Genomic DNA, 6,238 nt, shown 5'->3' with positions numbered 1-6,238 from the left:
CGATCAACTGCTTGTAACTCATGGTAAATGCTTCTGTTTGTTTGGCGACGATAGAGTACCACCAACAGGCAGTTGATCTCTTCTCACCGTTTAACCATGAGTGGTGCACTTATTATCTGAATTCGGGAGTAAGCATTAACCTTGCTTTTTACTAATAACTGCCCAAAGAAAACAACCGCAAGCACCCATAAAATAAATGGTAAATCGATACTAATACTTTCAAGATCGTCTCCACAAACACCCACTCGAAAAAACGACATATCAAAACATAAAGCAAAGCTATTAAAACTAGCTAACAGTAAAGCCAGCATATACAACCATTTCATTTTCATTCCTTAAATATTACTTTGACTGGACGATAATATAGCAGAAAGCCACTATTAACCAATCCCTTATAATACATAGGGAAAGCTTAACAATTTGCATGATGTGATAATTGAAGAGCGTACTTGAGCACGCCACGAGGAGTAAGGTTTATGTGCCAGCAAATGTGTTGGATTTCACTCCGTTCTACCCAACCTACCAGTCAAACACAAAAAAACCCGCGCTGTAGCTAACAGGGCGGGCTTTTAAATTTTAGCGGCTTAAGCTTAGAACAAGGCGTTTGCTTTGTTTACGATGTTTTCAACAGTGAAACCAAAGTGCTTGAATAGCTCGCCTGCAGGTGCTGACTCACCGAATGTAGTCATACCAACTACTGCACCATTTAGACCTACGTATTTGTACCAGTAGTCTGCGATGCCCGCTTCGATTGCTACGCGGCGTGTAACGCTTGCTGGTAGTACGCTTTCTTTATATGCAACGTCTTGCTCATCAAATAAATCAGTTGAAGGCATAGATACCACACGTACTTTTTTACCTTGTGAACGAAGTTCTGCAGCAGCATCTTGTGCAAGCTGTACTTCAGAACCTGTTGCAATAAGGATAAGCTCTGGCTCACCGTCACAGCTAAGTACGTAACCACCTTTTTTCACATCGGCTAACTGTTGTGCAGTACGCGCTTGTTGCTCAAGGCCTTGACGAGTGAAAATGAGTGACGTTGGGCCATCTTTACGCTCAATAGCTTGTTGCCATGCAATCGCTGACTCAACTTGGTCACATGGACGCCAGTTCACTAGGTTAGGCGTTAAACGCATGCTTGCGATCTGCTCTACCGGTTGGTGCGTTGGACCATCTTCACCTAGACCAATTGAGTCGTGCGTGTATACGAAGATGCTTGGCTGCTTCATTAATGCCGCCATACGTACTGCGTTACGTGCGTATTCCATGAACATTAAGAATGTAGCACCGTAAGGAATAAAGCCTTTATGTAGTGCAATACCATTCATAATCGCTGACATACCAAATTCACGTACGCCGTAGAAAATGTAGTTACCGCTAGCATCGTTAGCTTCTAGGCCTTTTGAGCCATCCCAAAGTGTTAAGTTAGAACCAGCAAGGTCAGCAGAGCCACCCATGAATTCTGGTAGTAACGGACCAAACGCGTTTAATGCATTTTGTGATGCTTTACGTGTTGCAGGGTTTGCAGGATTTGCTTGTAGCTCTTCGATGTAAGCTTGTGACTTTTCAGCCCAATCTGCCGGTAGCTCACCGTTTGTACGGCGCTTAAACTCAGCAGCAAGTTCAGGGTATGCACTTTCATAAGCTGCAAATTTTTCGTCCCAGCTTGCTTCTAGTTGCTTACCTTTTTCTTTGCCATCCCACTCGCTATAGATATCAGCTGGGATTTCGAATGCATCGCCAGTCCAACCAAGGAACTCACGAGATGCTTTAATTTCGTCTTCACCTAGTGGTGCACCGTGACAATCATGGCTACCTGATTTATTAGGTGAACCATAACCAATCACTGTTTTACAACAGATTAATGATGGCTTATCAGTAATGCTACGCGCTTCTTCGATAGCGGCGCGAATTGCATCAGGGTTATGACCATCAACATCGCTAACTACGTGCCAGCCGTATGCTTTGAAGCGCGCTGGTGTGTCATCGCTGAACCAACCTTCTACTTCACCATCAATTGAGATGCCGTTGTCATCCCAAAACGCAACTAGTTTACCTAGGCCTAATGTACCGGCTAATGAACAGGCTTCGTGTGAAATACCTTCCATTAAACAGCCATCACCCATGAATGCATACGTGAAGTGATCAACAATATCGTGGCCTTCACGGTTAAACTGTGCAGCTAGCGCTTTTTCGGCAATTGCCATGCCCACTGCATTTGTGATCCCTTGACCTAATGGACCCGTAGTAGTCTCAATACCTGGTGCATATCCATACTCTGGGTGACCCGGTGTTTTTGAGTGCATTTGACGGAAGTTTTTAATTTCCTCTAGTGGTAAGTCATAGCCACTTAAGTGCAGTAGAGAATAGATCAGCATTGAACCGTGGCCATTCGAAAGAATAAATCGATCTCGGTCTGCCCACTCTGGATTCGTTGGATTGTGCTTTAGATAATCGCGCCATAGTACTTCTGCGATATCTGCCATGCCCATAGGTGCGCCAGGGTGACCAGATTTGGCCTGTTGTACTGCGTCCATTGATAAGACGCGAATAGCATTTGCAAGTTCTTTGCGTGATGGCATGAATTCTCCTACCTTTATGTATTTGCGCTGGTTGTTTATGAAGCCCCATTCTTACTTATTGTAAGGGTACAGTGCAATTAAAAATCCGCATTAAATGCACCATTTATGGGCGTTTGTTAAGAACAATACGTTATTACTAATTTTAAATGGACGTCTAGGCGTAAAATTACTATGCAAACATATTTGTTTTAGATAAAATACGCCCCTTAATTTTTTAGCGCTATTACCGACGTTTGTGAAGCGCAATATTTGTGAGCAGAAATACAATGGCAAAACATTTATTTACTTCTGAATCTGTTTCTGAAGGTCATCCGGATAAAATCGCGGACCAAATCTCTGACGCGGTTCTAGATGCTATCTTAGAGCAAGATTCTCATGCCCGTGTTGCATGTGAGACTTACGTTAAAACTGGCATGGTGATGGTTGGTGGTGAAATCACAACTAGCGCTTGGGTTGATATCGAAGAAATCACACGTAAAACAGTACGTGAAATCGGTTACACGCACTCAGACATGGGTTTCGATGCTGACTCTTGTGCAATCCTAAACACTATCGGTAAACAATCTCCAGACATCAACCAAGGTGTTGACCGTGCTCGACCTGAAGAGCAAGGTGCTGGTGACCAAGGTCTAATGTTCGGTTACGCATGTAATGAAACTGACGTTTTAATGCCTGCACCAATCACTTATTCACATCGTCTAGTTCAGCGCCAAGCTGAAGTTCGTAAAAGCGGTGAGCTTAACTGGTTACGCCCAGATGCAAAATCTCAAGTAACGTTTGCATACGAAAATGGCAAGCCTGTTGGTATTGATGCAGTTGTTCTTTCAACTCAACACTGTGATTCAATCTCACAAAACGACTTAGTTGAAGCGGTAATGGAAACGATCATTAAGCCAGTTCTTCCAGCTGAGCTTATCTCTAGCGCAACTAAGTTCTTCATCAACCCAACTGGCCGTTTCGTAATCGGTGGCCCAATGGGTGACTGTGGTCTTACAGGTCGTAAAATCATCGTTGATACATACGGTGGTATGGCTCGTCACGGTGGTGGTGCTTTCTCAGGTAAAGATCCATCAAAAGTTGACCGTTCAGCTGCATATGCTGCTCGTTACGTTGCTAAAAACGTGGTTGCTGCAGGCCTTGCTGACAAATGTGAGCTACAAGTTTCTTACGCTATCGGTGTTGCAGAGCCAACATCTATCAGCATCGAGACATTTGGTACAGGTAAATTAGAAGAAGCGCGTCTAATCGAATTAGTACGTGAGCACTTCGACCTACGTCCTTACGGCTTAATCCAAATGCTTGATCTTGAGCGTCCTATCTATCAACCGACTGCGGCTTATGGTCACTTCGGTCGTGATGAGTTCCCTTGGGAGCGTACAGACAAAGCAGACGCACTTCGCGCAGCTGCTGGCCTGTAATAGGTTAGATAAAATGAAAAAAGCGCCTTTTGGCGCTTTTTTTATGAACACGAACCTAACTGACTTATTAAGTTATCTCGCGAGAACTGATTATTGGTTAATTGCTCTGTCAGTGCTTGTAGCGTTTTATAAACGCTCTTTAGCGATACCTTATTGCTCAACCAATGCGGGATTGAGCCACCCGGATCAGCATAGGCCTGATGGCTTACCAATAAATTACTTTGCTGCTCTTCTAAACGCCAATAAGCCCTGAGCTCTTTAATACGCACAACCCCAGAGACTTCTGCTTTAGCGTATGGCTGACTGATAATTTTTAGCTCTGTTTTATGTTCACCTAAGGCATGATAACAAGAGTAACTCACCAAATCGCGATCTAACACCGGCCAAGGCGAATTAAAGTGAGTGTAAACAAGGGTTTCTGAGGGGCTTAAGCGCTCCATTAAAGTCACGCTTTTAACATTTTCGAGCCAATTGGGCGCGTTGTCGGTATCACTTAACAGCGCCATAAAGTCACTGGCCTTAGCATTTTTTACCAGCACAGAAGCATTAATTTCTATAATGCCAGTTTCGTGCTTTTTATAGCTAACCTTTATATCGTCTTGCTGTTTGTAGGTTTGCCATTCAATAGGGTTAGCCACTGCCGAGAGACTCAAACATGCTAACCCTATCCATAGGCACAAGCGCATTTATTTAAAACCAATAAGGGTCTGTATTAAATGACGCGTGGCGACTTTGCTCCATTGCACTGACCAAAAACTCTGACTTTTGATCAAGCCATGATTGAATTTTTGTTAGCTCTAAGTCGTCTTGCCCTGCACATAACTGCTTTAAGTACTCAAGGGTGCTTAACTCATAAATACCATGAGAGATATCAACCCACGGCATACGAAACTCGTTTCGATCTTCTTTATCGAACAAAGCGCCTAAGCAGTTGCCGCTGAGTAATGAGTTTTCAAGGCGGGTGCGCAGTGCCAAATAGTCTTTATCTGTAAACACTTGCTGCTCAGGAATAAGTTCGTGCATATCGTGCCAATCTTTAGCAAATAAACGCTTAGCAATATCGGCAACAGGTTTTTCAGCAGCTTGAAACTCAGTTTGCCCCCATGACTTACGCCATTGTTTTTCAATCAACCAGGTTGTTAATTGTAATAATAAGCGATTGTATCGGGTGCTATGGAAAAGTTTTTCGATATCTTCAATGCTTGGCTGCAACTCTTTTAAGTCATTAATAACTTGAGTGAGCTCAGGCGCACTGTTGATTTTTTTGTAGTACGCGTGGCGCTTAGATGTGTAGGTTTTTAGCTGAATAGCATTTTCAACCCATGCTAATTCGCTTAATAACCACTTTAATTCTGTACGTAATGAGTCGGTATCGTCTTTACTAACAATATCGTCAAACAGCCAAAATGTATGGCGAATTAAACGAATACCGTCGGTGACACGCTTAAGGGTTTTTAAGCTTGGTTTTATGAAGTAGCAGGCTTCATGTTTTTGTACAAAGCGAATCGCGTAGTTAATGCTTTCTACTAAGGCTTGTTCTTGGGTTGCACCACGTTTTAGTGGCACAAAGCCAATTGATTTGCTTGCTTTTAATGGTTTGTCATCTGCAAGACGATAACCTCGAGCAGCTTTAGAATAAAGCCCTAAGCGAACATGGCTTTCACTTACCAGTTTATCTGCCAAAGCAAACAACTCATTGCGACTACCTTCAATCAGTTCGATTTCAAGTTCAGAGATTGGCTCAACTTGGCCCGATGCCGCCACTTCACCTTTATCTAATACCACTTCAATTTTTGCGCCATTTTCGGTTTCGAGTAACCAAGTACGGCGTATAAAGTTAGTGCTAAAAATTGGGTATAGGTTTTCTGCGATGGCAGGCACTTGCATACCATGCGGCCAAATAGCAGCATCAAATGCAAGTAAATCAGGGCGATTACCTGACAGTGGCAAATTGTATTCAGGGCGCTGATGTAAGCCACCAACCACTTCGCCAGCAAGCTTGATGGTTTGCTCACACTCACCATCACAACAGCGAGTACGAAGGCCAATATCTAAAGCACGTAATTCTCGGCTTGGCGTATCGTAATAAGCATTTTGTAAGTTGCGTGACGGTTTATTGGTAACGGTTTTTGCAAATTGGGTAATTAATGCGGGGATCAGTGGAACAACGGCATCTGACACCAAAAACTTCAGTTCTATCTCAGTATCCATTCGCTTTGCGGAGTACATTTAAAATAA

5 protein-coding genes are annotated in these 6,238 nt (G+C 43.3%); 1 reads left to right on the top strand and 4 read right to left on the bottom strand.

Going from position 1 to position 6,238, the window contains the following annotated elements:
- Positions 1-83 precede the first annotated feature (83 nt).
- Complete coding sequence (locus L1272_RS01760) at positions 84-326, bottom strand: hypothetical protein (RefSeq protein ID WP_235372615.1); 243 nt, start codon at positions 324-326, stop codon at positions 84-86.
- 264 nt (positions 327-590) lie between these two features.
- Positions 591-2,582: a transketolase gene (gene tkt / locus L1272_RS01755; RefSeq protein ID WP_235372614.1), complete on the bottom strand. Its 1,992-nt coding sequence runs from the start codon at positions 2,580-2,582 to the stop codon at positions 591-593.
- A gap of 266 nt (positions 2,583-2,848) precedes the next feature.
- On the opposite strand from tkt, the gene metK reads away from it, so the two are divergent.
- Positions 2,849-4,000 carry a methionine adenosyltransferase gene (metK, locus tag L1272_RS01750; RefSeq protein WP_054551125.1) on the top strand — a complete coding sequence of 384 codons (1,152 nt, stop codon included), beginning with the start codon at positions 2,849-2,851 and terminating at the stop codon, positions 3,998-4,000.
- 41 nt (positions 4,001-4,041) lie between these two features.
- On the opposite strand, the gene L1272_RS01745 is transcribed toward metK, so the two are convergent.
- Both L1272_RS01745 and L1272_RS01740 read right to left on the bottom strand, forming a co-directional pair.
- Positions 4,042-4,653 carry an START domain-containing protein gene (locus L1272_RS01745; protein ID WP_171041494.1) on the bottom strand — a complete coding sequence of 204 codons (612 nt, stop codon included), beginning with the start codon at positions 4,651-4,653 and terminating at the stop codon, positions 4,042-4,044.
- A gap of 37 nt (positions 4,654-4,690) precedes the next feature.
- Positions 4,691-6,211, bottom strand: a complete 1,521-nt coding sequence (locus tag L1272_RS01740; RefSeq protein WP_054551123.1) for a CYTH and CHAD domain-containing protein — start codon at positions 6,209-6,211, stop codon at positions 4,691-4,693.
- Between the last annotated feature and the right edge of the window lie 27 nt (positions 6,212-6,238).

The organism is Pseudoalteromonas sp. PAST1 (genome assembly GCF_021532515.1).
GTDB classification, from domain to species: domain Bacteria; phylum Pseudomonadota; class Gammaproteobacteria; order Enterobacterales; family Alteromonadaceae; genus Pseudoalteromonas; species Pseudoalteromonas simplex.
The sequence above is the reverse complement of the archived record's forward strand: the minus strand, read 5'-3'. Positions and strand labels throughout refer to the sequence as shown.